The organism is Peribacillus sp. FW305-BF15, from assembly GCF_058783805.1.
In genome coordinates this window covers 25,356-46,797 of sequence record NZ_JBYSYV010000011.1, presented here as the reverse complement: position 1 = coordinate 46,797, position 21,442 = coordinate 25,356, and the positions used below count along the sequence as shown (strand labels likewise).

The 21,442-nt window shown below is 42.2% G+C and carries 16 protein-coding genes; 12 read left to right on the top strand and 4 right to left on the bottom strand.

Annotation, left to right across the window (positions count from 1 at the left end; translation table 11 throughout):
- Positions 1–397: 397 nt before the first annotated feature.
- Positions 398–775, bottom strand: coding sequence for a YndA family protein (locus AC3WLU_RS13455; protein ID WP_413004227.1), 378 nt, complete (start codon positions 773–775; stop codon positions 398–400).
- Between the two features lie 638 nt (positions 776–1,413).
- Here AC3WLU_RS13455 and AC3WLU_RS13450 point away from each other — a divergent pair.
- On the top strand, positions 1,414–2,826 hold the full coding sequence (locus AC3WLU_RS13450) for a glycoside hydrolase family 18 protein (RefSeq protein ID WP_413004229.1): 1,413 nt from the start codon (positions 1,414–1,416) through the stop codon (positions 2,824–2,826).
- Positions 2,827–3,128: 302 nt separating this feature from the next.
- Positions 3,129–3,914 carry a PhzF family phenazine biosynthesis protein gene (locus tag AC3WLU_RS13445; protein WP_492597383.1) on the top strand — a complete coding sequence of 262 codons (786 nt, stop codon included), beginning with the start codon at positions 3,129–3,131 and terminating at the stop codon, positions 3,912–3,914.
- A gap of 225 nt (positions 3,915–4,139) precedes the next feature.
- Here AC3WLU_RS13445 and AC3WLU_RS13440 read toward each other — a convergent pair whose 3' ends face one another.
- Positions 4,140–4,724: a LysE family transporter gene (locus AC3WLU_RS13440; RefSeq protein ID WP_063574929.1), complete on the bottom strand. Its 585-nt coding sequence runs from the start codon at positions 4,722–4,724 to the stop codon at positions 4,140–4,142.
- 103 nt (positions 4,725–4,827) lie between these two features.
- Here AC3WLU_RS13440 and AC3WLU_RS13435 point away from each other — a divergent pair, with 103 nt between their 5' ends.
- The 9 genes from AC3WLU_RS13435 to AC3WLU_RS13395 all read left to right on the top strand — a co-directional run bounded on the left by AC3WLU_RS13435 (position 4,828) and on the right by AC3WLU_RS13395 (position 18,882).
- Positions 4,828–5,382 carry a helix-turn-helix domain-containing protein gene (locus AC3WLU_RS13435; RefSeq protein WP_095679261.1) on the top strand — a complete coding sequence of 185 codons (555 nt, stop codon included), beginning with the start codon at positions 4,828–4,830 and terminating at the stop codon, positions 5,380–5,382.
- Positions 5,383–5,563: 181 nt separating this feature from the next.
- Positions 5,564–6,037: a MarR family winged helix-turn-helix transcriptional regulator gene (locus AC3WLU_RS13430; protein WP_063596025.1), complete on the top strand. Its 474-nt coding sequence runs from the start codon at positions 5,564–5,566 to the stop codon at positions 6,035–6,037.
- Between the two features lie 70 nt (positions 6,038–6,107).
- On the top strand, positions 6,108–6,959 hold the full coding sequence (locus tag AC3WLU_RS13425; protein WP_413004236.1) for a pirin family protein: 852 nt from the start codon (positions 6,108–6,110) through the stop codon (positions 6,957–6,959).
- Between the two features lie 1,402 nt (positions 6,960–8,361).
- On the top strand, positions 8,362–11,172 hold the full coding sequence (locus AC3WLU_RS13420; protein ID WP_492597382.1) for a bifunctional metallophosphatase/5'-nucleotidase: 2,811 nt from the start codon (positions 8,362–8,364) through the stop codon (positions 11,170–11,172).
- A gap of 54 nt (positions 11,173–11,226) precedes the next feature.
- A complete protein-coding gene (locus tag AC3WLU_RS13415; RefSeq protein WP_492597381.1) occupies positions 11,227–15,558 on the top strand; it encodes an endonuclease in 4,332 nt (1,443 codons plus the stop codon).
- Positions 15,559–16,147: 589 nt separating this feature from the next.
- Complete coding sequence (gene sdaAB / locus AC3WLU_RS13410) at positions 16,148–16,810, top strand: L-serine ammonia-lyase, iron-sulfur-dependent subunit beta (protein ID WP_034310833.1); 663 nt, start codon at positions 16,148–16,150, stop codon at positions 16,808–16,810.
- A 40-nt stretch (positions 16,811–16,850) separates the two neighbouring features.
- Positions 16,851–17,726 carry an L-serine ammonia-lyase, iron-sulfur-dependent, subunit alpha gene (gene sdaAA, locus AC3WLU_RS13405; RefSeq protein WP_053536547.1) on the top strand — a complete coding sequence of 292 codons (876 nt, stop codon included), beginning with the start codon at positions 16,851–16,853 and terminating at the stop codon, positions 17,724–17,726.
- Positions 17,727–18,025: 299 nt separating this feature from the next.
- The gene (locus tag AC3WLU_RS13400; protein WP_162489976.1) at positions 18,026–18,172 is read left to right on the top strand and encodes a YuzK family famiily protein; all 147 of its coding nucleotides are present in this window, start codon (positions 18,026–18,028) and stop codon (positions 18,170–18,172) included.
- Positions 18,173–18,345: 173 nt separating this feature from the next.
- A complete protein-coding gene (locus tag AC3WLU_RS13395; RefSeq protein WP_492597380.1) occupies positions 18,346–18,882 on the top strand; it encodes a DinB family protein in 537 nt (178 codons plus the stop codon).
- Positions 18,883–19,145: 263 nt separating this feature from the next.
- Here the strand turns inward: AC3WLU_RS13395 and brnQ are convergent, their stop codons facing one another.
- Positions 19,146–20,486, bottom strand: a complete 1,341-nt coding sequence (brnQ, locus tag AC3WLU_RS13390; RefSeq protein ID WP_063574932.1) for a branched-chain amino acid transport system II carrier protein — start codon at positions 20,484–20,486, stop codon at positions 19,146–19,148.
- 309 nt (positions 20,487–20,795) lie between these two features.
- Between brnQ and AC3WLU_RS13385 the strand changes: the two genes are divergently transcribed.
- Entirely contained in the window at positions 20,796–21,044 is a 249-nt protein-coding gene (locus AC3WLU_RS13385; RefSeq protein WP_492597379.1) for a hypothetical protein, read from the top strand.
- Positions 21,045–21,075: 31 nt separating this feature from the next.
- Here AC3WLU_RS13385 and AC3WLU_RS13380 read toward each other — a convergent pair.
- On the bottom strand, positions 21,076–21,442 hold a 367-nt coding region (locus tag AC3WLU_RS13380; RefSeq protein ID WP_492597378.1), incomplete at its 5' end, for a hypothetical protein.

Genomic DNA, 21,442 nt, shown 5'->3' with positions numbered 1-21,442 from the left:
CTAAGTTTCATCGAAAAAACAATAAAAAAGTAAAATTAATAAAATAGGGGGACATGAAAGGGACAGTGATGGTTTTATTAGGGGACACAAAGGGGACATTGATGGAGTTTTCATGTACCCACAAACACTAGGCTTTGCCTATTTCAACAACTTAGTTGGGGACAGTTCTTCCTTATGCTCTTTCTTCTGCCAAAACCTTTAAGTTATGACACTTTCCATTTAGATAAATCAAGTAGTTATTTTCCTGCATAAGAAAAGGCTGAAGTGGAAATACATCAGCCTAAAAAACCCTATATATATTAGCAGTCATATTAAGGTGTTTACGCACTCATTTTAACAGAATATCCTTTAGCATTTACGAATCAATCTCAGGTCTTTTTTTCATTCAGTTAGTGAATTAATCATAAAAGATTAAATGCATATCACTGTTAGTCCTTGATTTCGCAAAAAATTCTGCTTCATTTCCTCCATCAACAAAGTTACCAATACCCCGGAAAATACCACATTGGCCTCGATCTAAATATCTTACCCCTACATAATCATTATAACTGTCAGGATCATACTCCCATAATTCAACTTTTAACTTACCCGCTGGACCCACGTAAGAATCCCGACAAATCTTATAATCACCACCAGTAGAGGGAAACTGATCACTTTCAGCACCATTAGAAAAAAGGGATTGTTCTCCTAAGTAATCCCAGCCACTTGCAAATGTAGAAGAAGGGAACAACAGCGCAGCTAACAATGTCACAGCACTCATTTTAAACATTTTCATGCTCATTCCTCCTCACCCGTTTTGACTTATTATTCTCCATATAATTCTAATCAATATTTTTTATATTATCATCTATCCAAAGATTCACTTTTTCATGAAGCGTTTTTGAAGTTTCCACTACTTCATGCCCAACATATGGAATTAGAGAAAAAGTGAAAATGTGCTCGTCATTCAGTTTTGAAATGTATTTCTGAATCATCTTTAAACTTTTAAGACTTCCCGGATCAAGTAAACGAATTACCTCTGAATCCACCATTTTGTAGAGACGTCTCGATTTCTAATACCAGCAATCAGCAGCATAGTTGCTGCTAAACTAACACTGCAATCCATGGAATAGGCCAATGCTGAAATTCTTTCATGCTCATAAGCTTTGAGTCTTAAATGAATCCTTTCCTTCTGAATAATAGATTCTCTTCTGGAATACTTCGGCTTCAAAATCCCCTCTAAAAATCGTATTATCATGCCTGCAGTCTCATTTAAAACATGGACAAGCCCTCCATACCTTCCCTGGAATTGATAGCTGCCATTATTATTTTTTTCCCTATATCCTTTACAGGCTTATGAACACAAAAAACATATTAGGGCTATCCAGGGAATAAAATGAAAGGAATATTTTAAAGGAAAGCGGGGCTGTGCATGTGAAAATCCATGTGGTGAATAGGGGGGATTCTTTGTGGGGAATTTCCCAGCAGTATGGTGTCAGTATCAACCGGATTGTTCGGATCAATGGCCTTGAAAATCCAGATAAGCTGGTGATTGGCCTAGCTCTTTTGATTCCTGAACCTTATCTTCAGTACAGGGTTCAGCAAGGGGATACTCTAAATAATATCGCAAATCAGTTTGGAATTACGGTACAGGAAATCATGCAATCGAATCGCATCACAAATCCTTCCGCTATCTATCCAGGGCAGAGACTAACCATCCCGGTTATTTATCATACCGTAAGGGAACGAGATACCCTTTATGATATAGCGAGACGTTATGGAACGACAGTTCAGGCCATTATGCAGATGAACAGGATTACAGATCCGTCCAATATCCATATCGGACGGATAATGAGGATTCCCCAGAAACCAAAACCCATCATTGAAGTAAATGGTTTTACAAACGTTTACGGGCAAGCCGGTGCGGAACAGGTACGTGAAGTAGCCCATGATTTGACCTACGTAAGTCCATTTGGTTATAGAATGAGGCAAGATGGCAGCTTAGAAGTCATAGATGACATCCCGACGATCCGGGCGGCACAGTCGACTGGCGTCATACCCATGATGTGCATAACGAATTTTTCCGCGACGGAAGCGGGAACTCAGCTTGCCCATACGATACTTTCCGATTTAAGTTTAGTGGAAACATTATTAACCAACGTCATAAAAACGATGAAAGATAAAGGATACCGTGGATTGAATATCGATTTTGAAAGTGTAAGACCAGAGGACCGTGATCTCTATAATCGCTTTCTCCAAAGAGCAGTGGAACGATTGCATCCAGAGGGTTACTTTGTGTCATCCTCCCTTGCCCCAAAAACTAGCGCCAATCAAAAGGGGACATTAGTTGAGGCACATGATTATCCAGTTCACGGACGGCTGCTCGACTTCGTGGTGCTGATGACATATGAATGGGGTTACCGAAAGGGGCCGCCGCAGGCAATCTCTCCCATTAATGAAATAAAGCGTGTCCTTGATTATGCCGTAACGGTGATACCAACAAATAAAATCTTCATAGGATTTCAAATTTATGCCAGGGACTGGCTTATTCCTCATGAAGAGGGACAGGAAGCAGAGACTTTCGACATGCAGGAAGCCATCAGGCGAGCCGTCCAATATAATGCAGAAATAAAATATGACGAGACAGCCCAATCCCCTTATTATAGGTACAAAGATGATCAGGGACGCACACATGAAGTTTGGTTTGAGGACGCACGCAGTGCCAAAGCCAAATTCGATCTGGTGAAGACTTACAGGTCAAGGGGTCTCAGTTATTGGGTACTTGGTTATCCGTTCCCCCAGAATTGGGAACTGCTTGGGGATACATTCATTGTACGGAAACTGTAGGGTGTTTTGTTACGGCAAGGTAGATCATATAATTGATATAGTGATGGGCAGCTTTTTTTATAAAGCTGTCTATTTTAGTGATTTCGAAATGCATTACAAGAATTACCGGTTTTTTATGACAACGTTTAAAATCGTCTGGAACCTGAGTAGATAAAGGGACTTAATCGAGGACGCCATATGGTGGTCCTTTTCATTTTAATGAGAACTCTTAAAAAACCAAGGGAATGGTCATTCAAAAAAGGAAAAGGGCTCCTCATTGTGGAATTAGGAGACTAGAATATCACTTACCGGAGGCACATTTTATGGAACTAACCATCATAAATACGTTTACAGATCAACCTTTTAATGGAAACCCTGCTGCAGTCTGCCTTCTTACCGGGGAAAGTGACAGCGAATGGATGCCGAGAATAGCTAAAGAGATTAATATGCCTGTTACCGCTTTTATTCAACCTCATAATGGTGAATGGAAGCTGCGATGGTTCACACCTTCCATTGAAATCCCGATTTGTGGACATGGGACGCTGGCAAGCTCTTTCTTTTTATGGGATAAAGGATACGTGCCAAGGAATCAGCCGATTGCCTATCAGACGAAAAGCGGGCTTCTCACTGCAAAATTCGTTGATGGGATGGTTCAGCTGGAGTTTCCGTCATTAAGGGAGAAGGAGACCGCTGCCCCTGATTTACTGATAAAGGCTTTAGGTATTGTGCCTGCGTATGTTGGGCAAAACAAATGGGATCTTCTAGTCGAAGTTCAATCAGAGGAAATCGTAAGGAATTTAAAGCCGGATATAGACTCCATTGCCCAATTGCCGGTTCGGGGCGTCATCGTGACGAGTCAATCCGATAACAGTGAATATGATTTCGTTTCACGGTTCTTTTCCCCTGCGCAAGGACTTGACGAAGATCAAGTAACCGGCTCGGCCCATTGCTGTCTGGGACCATATTGGAAAAGAAAGCTGGACAAAAGTATTTTTATAGCCTATCAGGCATCGGAAAGAGGCGGACTGCTAAAGGTTGAAGTAACGAAAAACACAGTTAAACTTTCCGGACATGCCGTCACAATATTCGAAGGGAACTTAACCATTTAATGCAGGGGGAAGATTTGAGTGGGTTCCATCTAAATTTTTAAAAAAGTTGATTGGAGCTGGTTTTCGAGACTCCTGCGGGAAAGGCGCTTCCAAGGGGGGGCCCACAGGCACAAAGGCGCCGGGGGCGGACCGCCCGCGGAAAGCGAGTGCCTGGAGGGAAATGAACGTTCGAAATTCACAAATCAGCAATCCTTCTTAATGAAGGTTTGTGCCCTTTACCTTTTTTTAGTGTGTAAGAATCGAAATGGCACTATACACTAATAACAAAGCCATGATTACATTAAACTGACTTCTATACTTTGATAAAAACGTTTGAAAAACAGAACCGAACATACTCCAGCAGAACGTACTCATAAAACCAACGAAAGCCAGAAATAATGAAAAGAATAGTAAACTGAAATTTGAAGAGTGATAAGGTAGGATGAAGGTCGATATTGCCGTGATGCCATATAAGATTCCTTTTGGATTTATGAATTGTAAAAGCATGCCTGCTATAAAACTGTTGTTCTTGTCATCATTATCGTCCTTCGCTTTATTTGAACTGGAAATGATTTTTATGGCCAGATACAGCATGTAAATTGCACCAAGGATCGTCATGATAAATTCAATCTTTGGTATGAAATTTTCAAGCAAAACATTAAAATAACTGCACAATAACATGATTACAAAAAAACCGGCACCTACTCCGAAACAAAATTTAATCGTCTTTTTTAACCCGTACTTGTTCGCAAATAACATGGCCATGATGTTATTTGGACCCGGAGTGAAACTTGTAACAAAAACAAATAGCAAAAAAGATAGTAATGGCATGGTTGACTCCCCTTTGTATGCTATAATGACCAAAAATGACACTATAACGATTTCCTTTTTATTGTACAATGCCGACGTTATATTGTAAATAAGGAGCATTTATATGGAAGAAATAAATTTTATTATTGCTAACAATTTAAAAGCCATCAGGGAAAGTAAGAAATTAAGTCTTGAAAAGGTTGCAGAATTGACTGGAGTAAGCAAAACGATGATCGGACAAATAGAAAGGGGAGGATCGAGCCCTACGATTACAACGATTTGGAAAATAGCCAATGGATTAAAGATTTCATTTTCTTCACTGATAAATAGTCCGCAGCCGGATACAAAAATTGTTTTAAAAAGTGAAATTCAATCATTATCTGAAGATAACGGCAAATATCGAGTTTATCCCCACTTTCCCTTTGAGGATGAGAAGCGCTTTGAAGTATATTCAGTCGAGATAGAAAAAGGTGGATTCCTAAGTTCCGATCCACATAGAGAAGGAACCGAAGAGTACATAACTGTTTTTGAAGGGGAAGTGACAGTACGTGTAAATAACGAAGAATATACGGTCAGGAATGGTGATTCTATCAGGTTCAAGGCTGACAGACCGCATGCCTACCATAATTCAGGGGACACAATAACTCGATTAAGCATGATCCTGTATTATCCAACTTAAAAAAGGGAGTAATGTAGTTCTGTTAATATATCTTAGCAAAGTGAATATCCCCTATGGATTGACTGTTGTATGGTCTGCCTGTTGGGGATACTGCTTCAAAAAGTCAAAGGCCCAACGATTTGACTTGTTATCAAATTACTAGTAAACTGATGGTGCATCAAAGATGGGAGGCAGGCTTTACATGGATAGACGGGGATTTTCGGATGAGAACAAATTGAGTTTGCTGATTTGGCTGCGAATGGTTCGTTTTTATCAAAGAAGCAATCAGCTTTCGAATGAACACTTACAGCATTTCGGCGTCACCGCTGCCCAATTCGATATGTTGGCACAAGTACTTATCCATCAGCCTGTTTCACAAATCGAATTAGCGGAGCACCTAACGATAAGCCGTGGAGGCGTATCACATATGCTGACAAGGCTGGAAAAAGAGAACTTGATCGTCCGTAATCAACAATGGAAGGTTAAATATATTTCTTTAACGGAAAAAGGGAAAAAGTTAATGGAAAAGGTCATGCCTATTCAATCCGATTTCCAAGCTTCATTATTCGATATATTGGATGATGAAGAAAAGAAGCGCATGCATGAGATGATGATAAAGATTCATAGACATAGTTTACAGATGGAAGTGCCTAATGCCAGCCAGGAGGAATCCTAAGACTGGATCAGGCAGCCATAATGATAGCATTTTTATCAGTTTACTAGTAACTTAAGGGAGGAATGGAGTAATGAAAAGTGAAAATCATTTTAAACGAGATATTGTCGAAGTAAAAGATGTGAAGCTTCAAAGGTATAGTCCGATTCATACGGCCGGACCAGTCATAGAACCAGGAAACTGGGAAAAGAGTGATCCGTTCCTTTTAATGATGGAGGATAAATTTCAAAAGGGATCATTCGATATCCACCCGCACAGGGGAATAGAAACCGTTACATTCGTCATTGACGGAACGATCGAGCACTATGACAGTCATACCGGGGATGGAGGGATACTTGGACCTGGTGATGTCCAATGGATGACAGCGGGAAGCGGCGTTGTGCATAATGAGGTGCCTTCCGAAGGTGTGACTGCCCATTCCCTTCAACTTTGGGTCAACCTTCCCCGGAGTGAAAAGATGACGACACCAAGATATCAAAACTTAATGGCAAAAGATATGCCGGTCAGAAAAGAAGAAGGAGCACTAATCCGTGTCTTTTCCGGATCATCCAAGGATGTTATTTCAACAACGAAAAACCATGTTCCCGTGACGATGGTGGAGATGGTCCTGGAGCCTGGAGCATCAATCACACAGAATTTACCTGGAAGCTACAAAGGAATCATTTATTTAATAGAAGGAAGCGGAATTTTCGGTAAAAACGAAGTGAGAGCTTCAAAGGGACAGGTCTTATGGCTGGGTACTTGTAAAGAATCAGGGGAAAGTGAAGTTGATATAACGGCAACTGAACCTTTAAGACTTGTTTTATATGCAGGAGAACCTTTAATGGAGCCTGTTGTTGCCCGCGGACCGTTTGTCATGAATACTGAAGAGGAAATCGATCAGGCATACCTTGAGTATCGGCAAGGCACTTTCTTGAAGCATTAGAATAAGATTTTTGACAAGGGCATCGTAACTGATGCTCTTTTTTTGTTTTTTTTGGGGTTTGCAAAATTGCGTTGATTGGACGGTAGGGGACTCTCGTTCCGCGGACGGTCCGCCCTCGGCGCTCACCTGTGGGATCTTCCTTGGACACACGTTCCCACAGGAGTCTCGAACACCCGCTCCAATCAACTTTGTTTTAAAGTTTAGATAGAAACCCTCCTTTTGACAAAAGGGTATGTGTAATGATTTCCACTCCAGGCACTCGCTTTCCGCGGGCGGTCCGGGAGCTCCTCGGCGCTCGCCTGCGGGGTCTCCATTGGCCACGCTTTTCCCGCAGGAGTCTCGCACCTTACGTTCCAATCAACTGGAACTTCTTTTTTTAGAAATATTTTAGGGAAACTGGCTCTTCTTTTCCAATTCGTCAACAGTCTGGCGGTTCCACCAATTTTCCGGCAAAAGGAGTTTTGAATTGTTCTCGCCGCGAACCATGATTTTAGAACAAGACTAAAATATCCATAATGTTTTTTTACTATAATCCTCATTGGATGGAAGAAATTTGCGAAACTCCTGCCGAAATACTGGCTAGCCGAGACCACGGAGACGCCTGAGTCGAGGAGGCTTGGCAGCCAGTCGGCGGAAAGGGAGCGGATTTCAGAAATCAACTGGAACGTTCCTTGAAAAAACTGTAAGCAAACTGGCTTTCTTAGAATTTGTCTACTATTAGAGGTTCGGAATAGTCTCATCCCGAACCAGGATTTTATAAGTAAACTAGTATCCTTAATATATTTTTTCAGTACCCCTCATTGGATGGAAGAAATTTGCGACACTCCTGCCGAATAACTGGCTAGCCGAGACCCCACAGCCGCTAGCGGTGAAGAGGCTTGGCAGCCAGTCGGCGGAAAGGGAGCGGATTGCTGAAATCAGCTGTAACTTTCATGAAAAAACTATAGGCAAACGCTAATCGACTGAAAAGTTTATTAAAAAACGCAGGCAAACTCGCTTTTCTTCGAATTTATGTACAGTCTGAGAGAGAGCTAAATCTCTCTCTTTTTTATTTTTGGTTAATTTAGGTATAAAGACCAAGGGTGATACCGACTGAAACTGATGCTATTTTACTAGTAAAACGTTTTTTTGATATATCATCTATCTGTTACTAGGTATTTTAGGGTGACTATAATGAAAATATTCTGTTAATATTTGGTGTGGTATTGTAAATTTGTTTTAAAATTGGATTATTTTGTTGTAATATAGGAGATACACGGATCTTTAGAGGAAAAAAGTAGGGTGGATTTGTGTATGGGTAAGTAAATTTGTCGGAATTCATTTTTTTGGAAAAGTGTGTCATTTATATGTATAAGTTATCAGAATGTTATGCCAGTATAGAACTAATGGGGGGATTACGATAATGGGGAAAAAGAAAATCGTAAAAATTGCTTCAGCTACCATAATGGCTGCGACAACGATCGTAGCAGTAGCACCGGCACCATCGGATGCTGCCACTAGCCTGAATAGTAAAATCAAAACGGCCAAGGCCGCCATCAAGAAACCATTCGATACCTATTTCTACACTTCTAAACTCGCTTCAGTGTCCACGGTTGAAAAACAAATAAAGTCTGCAAAACAAGCAAAAAAAGACATCAACTCTACCATTAAAAAATCAATGTTAAGCAAAAAAGAAAAAGATGCCAAATACAAAGAAATCGAAGCTTATGATAAGTACATCACTCGTTCGGAAGGTTATGTAAAAGGCTATAAAGCGGCTGAGAAAGCAAAAGCTGCACATGGCAAATCGATTGGCACCCTTACGAATTCAATACTTGCCAAGAAATCCATTGATATCAGGAATCAATACGAAGCATTGGATAAAGCCGTGAAAAAGGCAGATAAGGATATTAAAGATACGGTTTACGGTGCGAAAATCGAAAAGCTCCTATACGATAAATTCACTAAAGCGACCAAAACAGCTTTGAACGGTGACCTGAAAGTTCCATACTACTATGAAAAAGCTGCTTACTGGGTGAAGAAAGGTGATTTGAAGACCGCGGATAAGCGCATGCAAACCGTTTCTGCGCAATTGAAGAAGGTCAGCAAAACATCCAAGCTCGGAAAAGGCATACACGCCTATGTTAAAGAAGTGAAAGGTAAGTATGATGATGCGATATATGCAGAAAAGAAAAAAGAAGTGGCAAAGCGGGTCAATGCCTATGTAGCTCTTGCCAATGGGGAACTTAAAACGAAAGAACAGATAAACGCGGCTAAAAAAGCGAAAGCAGCGATTCATTTAAATGGAATCAAGGAGTCGGATCGAAAGGAATTCCTTTCGAAAATGGCATTGGCGGATAAGAAAGTCGCTGCCGCTGAAGAAGCTTTGAAAAATCCTGCGAAAGCGATCACGCTTTCCTTGATGCATACGAATGACACGCATGCCCACTTGGATAATGTGGCCAAAAGGGTGACGGCTGTTAAGGAAGTGCGTAAGAATAAGCCGCAAGCTCTTTTAGTTGATGCAGGTGATGTATTCTCGGGAACTCTCTATTTTAATGAATTCAAAGGGCAAGCGGATCTTCGCTTCATGAATTTAATGAAATATGACGTCATGACATTCGGGAATCATGAGTTTGATTTGGGTTCCAGCGCAGAAGGTCATCAAGCTTTGGCTGACTTCATCAAAGAGGCAAAGTTCCCGTTTGTCAGTTCCAATGTGGACTTCTCCAAAGATGATAAGTTCAAGGGACTATTCTCGGACCTGATTTCAAGTAAGCCGGAGCAAGGGAAGATATACAATGGCATCATAAAACAAGTGGATGGCCAAAAGGTAGGGTTCTTTGGGCTTACAACTGAAGAGACGAAAGATATTTCAAGCCCAGGAAGTATAGAATTCGAAAATTATCTTGAAGAAGCCGAAAAGGCGGTCAAGGCGTTCAAAGGCATGGGGGTCAATAAGATCGTTGCCGTATCCCATATCGGTTACGATGACAATGCAGCCTATGACAATGATTTGACATTAGCTGCCAAGGTCAAGGGCATCGATGTGATCGTGGGCGGACATAGCCATACGCAGTTGGACGCCCCTGTTGTTGTCGACAAAGATGATAAAGGCAAAACGAAAGAGCCGACTGTCATCGTCCAAGGGTATCAATATAGCGACTATTTAGGAACGATCGATGTGGAATTCGATAAGCAAGGCAAGATTGTCGGACAAGCCGGTCAGCTGATTAAGCTTTCTGAAAAACAGGATGATGCCGAAGCGGCAAAAGTGCTCGAAACCTATTCCTCGAAGATTAAGGAACTGAAGGAAACGAAGACAGGTGCAACTGCTGTGAAGGCCTTGGAAACACCGCGTGATGCAGGGGATGCAACCAAGCCGAGCGTCCGCAAAAATGAAACGGAACTGGGTAATTTAATTACGGATGGAATGCTTAGTAAAGCGAAGGAATTCAATAAGGATACGGCAATCGCATTCCAAAATGGCGGGGGAATCCGCGCTGGCATCGATCAAGGTGAAATCACTTTAGGGGAAATCCTCACCGTTTTGCCGTTTGGGAATACGTTAGCGACGATGAAGCTTACGGGTGCAGAAATCAATGAAGCATTAGAGCATAGTGTAAGCCTCGCCCCTAAGGAAAATGGCGGATTCCTGCATGTTTCCGGAATGAAATTCACCTACGACAGCTCGAAGGAAGCAGGCAATCGTGTGACAAAGGCAGAAGTCCTTGGACAAGATGGAACATATTCCGAATTGGATCCAGCGAAGGAATATACCGTGGCGACCAATGCTTTTACAGCCAAGGGCGGAGATGGATTCACCGTTTTCAAGAAGGCTTATGAAGAAGGAAGAGTGACGGATATCGGACTCGCTGATTGGGAGAATTTACGTGATTATGTAAGCGGGCTGAAAACTGTCGATCCAAGCATCGAAGGACGCATCAAGGATGTGGCGGGAAGCCATACAGACCCGACCGTGGTATTGGCTAAAGACTTTGGCGGAACGGCTGATGCGCCAAAAACACATGAAGGCAATGTAGTTGTGGATATCACGGATATTGCTTCATTGGAACATGCAGTGGTTAAAGGGAATCTTACATTAACAGGAACTCCTGCGGATGATTTTACTTTTTCAGAGGTTACAGTAGAGGGTGATTTGGATTTATCGGGACTTAACGGTAAGAACGTAAGCCTGAGCGGTGTCACGGTGAATGGCGAAACCATTCTTTAAGCGGTTTTCAAATGATTGCTGAGCCTATGGAAAAAAGTTAGAGGGGTTGAGATCTTGAAGAAGAACGGGATAAGCAAGCTTTTCTTTGCCATACTGATCGTACTGTCAATGGTTCTGCCCAATGCAGCCGCCGCAAATGCCGAAGGGACAATATCGGTCGTGGAAGCGATTAATAATAACAGCGGAACGGCGACGGTGAAGGGATATATCGTCGGTACAGCTAAAAGCGGTACAAGCTATCAACAAACATCGCCTTTTACTGAAAGTACGAACATAGGCATTGCCGATAGTCCGGATGAAACGGATGTTAAGAAAATCATGCCTGTTCAGCTTCCAGCCGGAAGTATCCGAGCGGCTTTGAATTTGGTCGAACATCCGGAATTACTTAAAGCGCAGGTGACGATTACGGGGAAGCTGGAAAAGTACTTTTCAGTACCCGGCCTGAAATCCGCAACGGATTTCACGATCATCACTGATGGGGGAACAACACCTGAACAGCCTGATGTGAAGGTTCTGGATTCCATTGCCGAGGCGCGCACGAATACGGAAGATGTCGTGCAGGTCGATGGGGTGGTCACGACGGGACTTGGTTATTGGGGAGGAAAAGGTTTTTATATCCAAGATGAAACGGCAGGGCTATATGTTTATGGTTCTTCGTGGCCTGCGGAAGTAAAGCAAGGGGATAAGGTTAGATTAATCGGACAAGTATCCGCTTATAATAAGGAATTACAAATCCAACCAACTTCCCTTGAAGTCGTATCTTCTGATAATGAACTTCCTGAAATCCAAAAGATTGATGCCTCAGGGGTCAATGAGGATACACAAGGTGAGCTGGTCACCATCGATAAGGCGACCATTACAGAATTGGCCCCATCGGGCACATACGGAACATTCGAATTCAAAGCGGAAGATATTGAAGGGAAATCCGTCATCGTTCGCCATGATAACCGGACCGGTTCGAGCTATGAAGATTTCGTGAAAAGCTTTAAAGCAGGGGATGTCATTTCCGTAACCGGAATCGGATCGAGGTTCAATGACACGTACCAGTTGAAGCCGCGTGGTATTGAAGATTATGAACTGGTGAACAAACCGGCCGTTTACACGGATATTTTCCCTGGTACGGTTAGTGAAAATACAAAGGTATCACTTGAATCTGGTTGGGAAGAAGCGAAAATCCATTATACGCTGGATGGATCCGCACCAACGTCTACAAGTGCTGTGTACACAGAACCTATCATTTTAACGAAAGATACGGTCATCAAGGCAATCGCTGTCAACGACAAGACATCGGAAGTTTTCACATTTGCCTATACCGTTAACAAAACCACTGAAGTGAAGATTCGTGACATTCAGGGGATGAATCATTTTTCATCTTATGAAACTCAACTCGTCTCAGGTGTGGAAGGTGTCGTCACTTATGTAAAAGATGCGAATAACTTTTACATGCAAGATCCCAACCCGGATAAGGACTTAACGACTTCCGAGGGAATACTTGTGTATAACAAAGCGCATGGCCTAAAAGCGGGCGATCATGTCAAAGTGGCAGGTAAAGTCGCCGAATGGTATATCGAAGGATACGCTGAAATGAAAACGACGGATCTGCCAACAACTGAATTGACCAATACGACGATTGAAAAGCTTGGTACTGCATCGATGCCAGAACCGATCGTCATCGGAAAGGATGTCATTCCGCCGTCTGAGAACATTGATGATGATAGATTGACAGATTTTAATCCGGGTGAAGACGGTATTGATTTCTACGAGAGTCTGGAAGGAATGCTTGTAGAAGTATATAACCCGAAAGTGGTTGCTCCCCAAGACTATGGTGAATTGGTCGTGATCCCAGGGAATATGGAAACGACGACTGCAGTTGGAGGCGTCAAAATAACGGAAATGGATTTCAACCCTGAAAGAATTACCCTGGATATAAATGATGAATCATTTCCAGCCAAAACGGGTGATTTCTTTGAAAGCCCGGTTACCGGTGTAATCAGCTATGGATATAGCAACTATAGGGTAGTGACGGATAAAGCCCAGCTGCCTGAGTTAAAGGATGGCGGTGCGGTCAGGGAAGTGACATCTTTAGAGAAGGATGCTGATGAGCTATCGATCGCTTCCTATAATATAGAGAATTTCTCCACTCAAACCGCTAATTCGAAAGTTGAAACGATCGCAACATCCATCATTGCCAATCTTAAACAACCCGATATCATCGGGGTAACGGAAATGCAGGATAATGATGGGGCAACAGACAGCGGGACAACGGATTCTGCCCAAAGTGCCAAGAAGTTAACCGACAAAATAAAAGAGCTGGGCGGACCGCAATATCAATACATCGATATCGCTCCGGAAGATAAACTTGATGGCGGTGCACCTGGCGGGAATATCCGTGTAGGCTTTTTATATAATGTCGACCGTGTCAAATTGACTGAAGGAACGAAAGGGACGGCAACACAGTCCGTGGCTTTCAAAGATGGGAAACTCACCTTGAACCCTGGACGAATCGAGCCTGCCGATCCCGCCTTCAAATCAAGCAGAAAGCCTTTAGCGGCTCAATTCGAATTTAAAGGCGAAAGCGTAGTGGTGGTGGCCAATCATTTCAATTCCAAGGGCGGTGACCAGCCGTTGTTCGGCAAAAACCAGCCACCTGTCCTTTCAAGTGAAACGCAAAGGCTTCAAATTGCCTCGATCGTCAATCGGTTTGTCAGTGATATCAAGTCACAGGATGCCGAAGCGAATATCGTCTTGCTTGGAGACTTTAATGATTTTGAATTTTCGGCTCCGCTTAAAACATTGAAGGGCAAGGATTTAACCAATATGATCGAGAAAGTCCCTTTTGAAAAACGTTATTCTTACACATATCAAGGCAACTCACAAGTACTGGACCATATCCTGGTATCGAATAATATGGCCGCGGCCACAAAAGTTGATATTGTCCATATTAATTCATCCTTCATGGAAGTTCACGGAAGGGCTAGTGATCATGACCCTGTACTGATTTCAACCATTTTATCTGAATCAGGCCGAGTTGAAACTCCCGCTCCAGAAAAAACATATAATCTGACAAAGATTATAACAAAAAAACTTACGATTGCTTCACCTAGTGCTTTGATCGATATTGACGAAACATCCAGCATCGAAGAAGGTATCTGGTTAAAAGGTTCATATGCTGTACTCAAAGGCCTTGGGCTGAAGAATGCTGCTGTGACGATTAAACCGGATAAGGATGGTGCAATCATTGATTTTGGCGGCATGGCGGTGAAGGAAGTCATCATTGATAATGCCCATGTAAAAGAAATCAGAGGCGCTGAAAATGTTCAGAAATGGTCGGTAACAGAAGGTGTCGACACATCGAATATCAAATTTGTCGATTCGAAAGGGGAAGCAATTGCTTCCCCTTTCGCCCCTAAAGAAAATCATGCGCCCGTCTTAACGAAAACACTGGAAAATCTCGAAGTGAAAGCCGGTTCAAAGGTCACCATCGATTTAAGTGAGCACTTCTCAGATCCTGATGGGGATAAGCTGACCTTTTCATCCACTATCGGTACAGTCACCGGCCAGACATTAATGCTTCCTGCAGATGAAGCTGGAACATACCTTGTCGCAGTCAAGGCCGAGGACCAGCTATCGGAAACGGTTGCCCGTTTCACGTTGACCGTATCGAATGATAAGCCGCTTGAAGCTTATTACGAAACGGCGGCAGGAAAAACGGGAACGGAATTGAAAGCGGTTCTGCACTCGATAATTAAGGGCCATACGATGTTATCTTATGATCAAGTGTGGAATGCCCTTAAAGAAACGGATGAAGATCCGGTGAACAAACAGAATGTCATCTTGCTTTACTCTGGAAAATCGATCTCGGAGAACGCGAATGGGGGCAATGCCGGACAATGGAACCGCGAACATGTTTGGGCAAAGTCCCACGGTGATTTTGGGACAAGCAAAGGTCCCGGGACAGACCTTCATCACCTCCGTCCCGCTGATGTGACAGTCAATGGAAAACGGGGCCACCTTGATTTCGACGAGGGGGGTCAAACATATAGTGGATGTGAATGTAAGTTTGATTCAGATTCATGGGAGCCGCCAGACCATGTTAAAGGCGATATAGCACGGATGCTATTTTACATGGCCGTCCGATATGAAGGAAACGGCGAGTTGGATCTTGAATTATCAGATACGGTCAATACGTATCCGAAGCCGCTTCATGGAAAGCTATCGACACTCTTGAAATGGAATGAGCTCGATCCAGTCGACGATTTCGAGAGCCATCGCAATGATGTCATTCAGGACTGGCAAAATAACCGCAATCCATTCATCGACCATCCTGAATGGGCATCCGAAATTTGGGGTGCCGCTGGATCCAGAGATGAAAAAAAGGCGAGTTAAATCGGAGATCGAAGGGAAAAGCAGCCTGATGGCTGCTTTCAGACTGTAGACAAACTCGATGAAATCGAGTTTGTCTATTTTTATGGCTTGTACAATTTGAACGTGATTTCCACTCCAGGCACTCGCTTTCCGCGGGCGGTCCGGGAAGCCTCCTCGGCGCCTTGCGCCTGCGGGGTCTCCCCCTGGACACGTTTTCCCGCAGGAGTCTCGAACATCTACGATCAGCTTAGTTATAAAATTAGATGCAAACCGTACTGATCGGTTGAAGGAATTGATTTGGGTCAGTTGGTTAGGAACATCCTTATTAAAAGTGGCCGCCAGGCTGCTTTTTTTTGTTTTCTTCAAATTTAATGGATAAAGGTTAATTATCTTAAAATACTGAAAAATCAAATATTATTTCTAAGTTAAATAATAAAAAAATATTGGTAGGTATGTTATGTAATATATGTTAATATGGGATATGCAATGAAAGGGTTTTCATTGCAAGAATGATAAAAATATTTTAATATAGTAATAATGCCGCTTTTTGATCTTCATTCACTTTAAAAGACGGTTAAAAAATTTATTGCCAGAAATGGGGCATTACACGATGAAATACAGATCTGCATTCGATATAATCGGTCCCGTCATGATTGGACCTTCAAGTTCACATACAGCAGGAGCTGCCAGAATTGGCAGAGTAGCAAGGACATTATTCGGAAAGCAACCGAAGAAAGCGATTATTTCTTTATATGGTTCTTTTGCAAAAACATACAGGGGACACGGTACGGATGTTGCTGTCGTCGGCGGGATCTTGGATTTCGATACGGATGATGAACGAATCCCTGCCTCTTTAACGATAGCGGAAGAAGCCGGTATGGACGTTTCCTTTACAATCGAGGATACTGTGATGGATCATCCTAATACAGTCAAAATCAGATTGTTCGACGAGGATAAGGAATTGGAACTTGTCGGGATCTCGATTGGCGGCGGAACGATAGAAATAACGGAGCTGAATACATTCAAGCTCAAATTGTCAGGGGAAAACCCAGCCATTTTAGTCGTGCATAACGATGTGTTTGGAATCATATCTTCCGTTTCGACCGTATTGGCGAATCATGAAATTAACATTGGTCATATGGAAGTCTCACGAAAAGAAAAAGGCCAAATGGCCCTCATGGTGATTGAAGTCGATCAGAAAATCCAGAGCGATGTCATGATGGAAATTGAAGGATTGGAAAACGTGTCGCAAGTCATAAGGATGGTTGAATGATCATCATTAAAAGTGCTGGCATAGATATGGAGGTAAAAACATGTTCCGAAATGTAGCAGAGTTGGTTGAACTTGCTGAAAGTAAAAATGTGAAAATCGCGGAAATCATGATTTTACAAGAAATGGAGTTCTCAGGCCTGTCGAGAGAACAGATCATCGAAAAGATGGACAGGAATTTGACAGTGATGGAACAAGCGGTGGAAAGAGGCCTGAAAGGTGTGCAATCCGTGACAGGCCTAACGGGCGGAGATGCCGTTCTTTTGCAAAATTATATCAAGTCGGGCAAGGCACTGGCAGGTAATTTATTATTGGATGCCGTCAGTAAAGCTGTTGCGACGAACGAAGTGAATGCAGCAATGGGAATGATCTGTGCCACTCCGACTGCAGGTTCTGCGGGAGTTGTGCCCGGTACATTATTTGCCGTGAAAGAAAAATTAAACCCGACCCGGGCAGAGATGATTGAATTTCTTTTCACTTCCGCTGCCTTCGGATTCGTGGTTGCAAACAATGCTTCCATTTCTGGAGCGGCTGGTGGCTGCCAAGCAGAAGTGGGCTCGGCAAGCGGAATGGCCGCAGCTGCGATAGTGGAACTGGCCGGCGGTACACCAAGCCAAGCGGCAGAAGCGATGGCGATCACTTTGAAGAATATGCTTGGATTGGTTTGCGACCCAGTGGCTGGATTGGTTGAAGTTCCTTGCGTGAAACGTAACGCAATGGGTGCATCCAACGCAATAACGGCAGCTGATATGGCACTTGCGGGCATTACGAGCCGCATTCCATGTGACGAAGTGATCGATGCCATGTATAAAATAGGATTGACCATGCCGGTTGCACTTCGTGAAACGGCAGAAGGCGGCCTGGCTGCGACTCCTACTGGGCGAAAATTGGCAAAGGAAATTTTCGGTTCATATAAATAAACATCCAATCCCATTAACAAGAGGTTTGTTAATGGGATTTTTAATTTGTCTTAAAAATAAATGAGGCTATTTTTGTGAATGAAAAAAGGAAATTAGAGGAAGACCGAGGGATTTGGCGTTTTTGGACACGGAGATGGAAACAGTCGTTAAAAAATCTGAATTATCAGTGAATATGGAGCCGTAGCAACTTTGTGAGTTATCCCTTTCAATGATAAGATGAGTACGAAATTCACTATGGGAAGGATTGATTCTTCATTAATTTTCTCGAACTAACGTACACGTCGGCAATGGAAAAAGCGATGTTTCAGGCTCATGGAATCGGCTATGCACAATATGCTCAAAAACTGGAGCAACGCATGATGGTTGAACAAGAACGGGAACAGGATTATTTACAGGGCAGGCGTATATCAGAGGAGATGAGAGCCAATCTTTTTTTGGGGAGCTAATTTCGATCTGCGATAGCGAATAACATAAAACGAAAAAAAAAAACATGAACAAGCGAAAGAGTAATCTTAAAGATTGCTCTTTTTGTCCTGCTCTAAAGGGTAATTTTCTATTAAAAAGGAGGAGACAACACGTTTAAATAGAATGTATGTGATGAAGAGGAGGATTGATCTTAGTGGAGAGACGAGCATTACTGGTATCTGCATTACCGGGATATGAAGAGGAAATTGGGCGGTGGCTATGGTGTTTAGAGGATGTTCGCCGTACACTTATATCGGAATTGATTGGAATCAGCCAAAATATACTCGATTTGAAAATCGATGAAAGGCAAACGATTGGCTCGATGTTATATCACATCGCGCTGATAGAGGCAGATTGGTTATACGAAGAGGTCCTTGTTACGGAATGGGATTCGGAAATATCCGCGTTGTTTCCAGTAGGGTGCCGTGCTGAAGATGGCTCCCTAAATCATATTGAAGGACAAACATTGGACGAACATTTCTACCGACTCAATAAGGTGCGTGAGGTATTTCTTTCAAACTTCCGCACGATGGACCTGACGGATTGGCGTAAACCGAGGGTACTTGATCAATATGACGTCACACCTGAATGGGTCGTTTACCATTTGATTGAACATGAATCACATCATCGAGGTCAGATTTTCCAATTGCTGAAGAAATTACGGAATAAATGTGAAATTAAAGAAATGTGATGTTTTTATCCCTTCTATCAACATGGTCTCACCCCGAACCATCCTTAGTGTTTTTTACCGTTATCCACAGGAATGTTTAATAAATAAAGAACCCGAAGACAAACTTGCTTTTCTTTCAGTCTGGAGCTGCCTTTATGGCAGAAAAATTAGCCATAAAAAACACCCCGTAAATGTTAGTTTGGTGTCTAACATTTACGGGGCAGTTCAACTCGCTTATCTCGAGTTCGTCTACAGTTTATATGCCTGGACTGACTTTATATCATTTAATCTATTTGGTGATCATGACCGAATTTCGACTTTAAGACGCTGCTTGCATACCCGATGAATCCTCCAACAATGGCAGGGACGATCCACCCAAGCCCAGCTTCATACATAGGAAGTATTGCAGTGAAGAAATCATTGATGAAAGTAATGTGTACACCTGCTCCATTTAATCCATCAAATAGACTGACGATGAATGTTAAAAGTAAGCTGCCTTGATAAACTTCAGGTCTTCCCTTAAATAAGGAATGAAGAAATGTTAGGAAGATCAAAACAATGGCTAATGGATAAATGGCTGTCATAACCGGTACTGAAATGGCAATTAACTCAGTTAGTCCAATATTGGCAATGATTGCACTGAAAATGGATAAACTTATGGCAATCGTTTTGTAAGGCAGACTTGGAAATAGTTTATGGAAGTACGTCGAGCAAGAGGTAATGAGTCCTACGCTCGTCGTAATACAAGCTACTGTGATCATTAATCCCAATAATAGCCCGCCATATGATCCAAAGTAGTAATCCGAGACTTTCGCCAAGATAATGCCTCCATTATCCAAGCGTCCAAGTTCCCCAACGCTTGAAGCACCCATATAAGAGAGAGCTGTATAAATGGTAGCAAGGATAACCGCCGCAATGGCAGTCGCTTTTCCACAAACGATCATGATTTGTTTTTTTGTTTTGGCACCTTTTTCTTTGATGGCATTAATGATGATGATGCCAAAAACAAAAGATGCAAGAGTATCCATGGTTAAATATCCTTCTCTGAACCCGTTGAAAAATGGTTGAACCATATAGTGCTCGGCAGGTGCTTCAAAATCTCCAATTGGATTAACGAAAGCTACTACCACCAGGATTCCAATGAACGTCAACTTGATGGGTGTCAAAACTTTCCCCACAATTTCGACAATTTTCGCGGGATTGAGCGAAAGAAGGCATGAAACTGTAAAAAAGATGATGGTGAAAATAAGTAAAGGCAATGGACCTGGATCTTCAGGCAAAAAAGGTTTTACACCGATCTCAAAAGAAACGTTTCCTGTTCTAGGCATGGCGAATAATGGACCAATGGCTAAATAAAGAATGGTTGTGAATATAATACCAAAGACTGGATGGACACGGCTTGCTAATGATTGTAAGTCATCTTTACCAGAAAAACCGAGTGCCAGCACACCAAGTAACGGTAATCCTACTCCTGTGACCAAAAACCCTGCATTAGCCGACCAGATATTCGTACCTGCCGATTGACCAAGCATTGGCGGGAAAATTAAATTCCCTGCACCGAAGAAAAGGGCAAATAACATGAACCCAATCACTACTATAAATGAAGATGGAACCTTATTAGACAAAATAAACCCTCCGAGTAAACCAAAATTTGCTATTTTAGAAAATTATTAAATTTTCTAAAAATTATATAAACAGTAATACTAAGACCGTACAGTATTATAACTAAATTAAATTGATATTTCAATATATTTTTTGTTTTTTATTATTTACCTTGATGATCAGTGATCCGCCCTTATTTATTTTGAACATCTAAGGGCTCTCATACTCATGAAATTTGAAATGAAAAGGAAATGAGGATACGGAAAAAACTGCTTTGCGTCGTGCAGTTTGAGCTCACGATAAAAAGTGACGGTTTAGATGCGGGATTAATTGTGGAAAATAAAGGAGGTGTTTTAGAATGGTTGAAAAAATTCTGGGATTGTTCTTTGAAAAACGGAAACAAAACAAAAAAGGATGTTTTATCACTAATTTTGATATTCGGCCTTTCCATAGTTAATATGGTAGGGTATTTCACGGAAATGGACTTATTTTGGTTATCTGGCATTGTATCAATTGCAATCATTGCTCTTGCGGCATCGATATATTTTGAAGGAAAAAGAAGCAGGGAAAATGATAGATAATACTTCGCTTTTTGTTTGAGGGGACGGTAGGCTAATTGTAGTTGTTTAAGGAAAATCGCGTCGAGGAGGCTTGGCAGACATTCGGCGGAAAGGGAGCGTTTCCGGAATCACCTGAAATGTAATATAAGAAAAAACCGTATGCTGGCTCATTAGAACCAAGTTTAAGACTAGATGCTCCTTCATGGTTTTTTACAGTAATCCTTAATGGATGGAGGAAATTTGCGACACTCCTGCCGAAATACTGGCTAGTCGAGACCCCACAGACGCTTGCGTCGAGGAGGCTTGGCAGACAGTCGGCGGAAAGGGAGCGTATTTCCGGAATCACCTGAAATGTAATATAAGAAAAAACCGTATGCTGGCTCATTAGAACCAAGTTTAAGACTAGATATTCCTTCATG